This window comes from Pseudomonas sp. I2, assembly GCF_040984075.1.
Lineage (GTDB): Bacteria > Pseudomonadota > Gammaproteobacteria > Pseudomonadales > Pseudomonadaceae > Aquipseudomonas > Aquipseudomonas guariconensis_B.
Window position 1 is genome coordinate 1 of sequence record NZ_JBCGFQ010000248.1, and the last position, 362, is coordinate 362.

A 362-nucleotide genomic window follows, 5' to 3' on the forward strand; every position below is an offset into this window, starting at 1 on the left:
GACCCAGCTGGCAGCTACCATCGCGCACCGGGTGTGTCGGCACCTGACGCGCAAAGGCTGGCTCGAAGGGGAGGGCGAATCGGCCTTCCTGGCAGACAGCGCTGCAGGCGACGACAGCATGGATGGGCTGCGGATGAGTTCGATCACCTACCGCATCGCCACCGGTCGCGACGCTGGCCGCAAGGTCGTCACGCTGCAAACATTGCCCGGTGACGCAGGCTCGCTGGAGGGCGAAGCCGGCAAGGTCGGCGGCTTCTCGCTGCATGCCGGCGTGGCCGCGGAAGCACACGAAAGCCACAAGCTCGAAAAGCTGTGCCGCTACATCACGCGCCCGGCGATCAGCGAGCAGCGGCTGTCGATCT

General features: G+C 66.9%; 1 protein-coding gene. It reads left to right on the forward strand.

Going from position 1 to position 362, the window contains the following annotated elements; genetic code table 11:
- A partial coding sequence (locus tag WCE05_RS26475) for a transposase (RefSeq protein WP_368816904.1) occupies positions 1–362 on the forward strand: 362 nt, incomplete at both ends.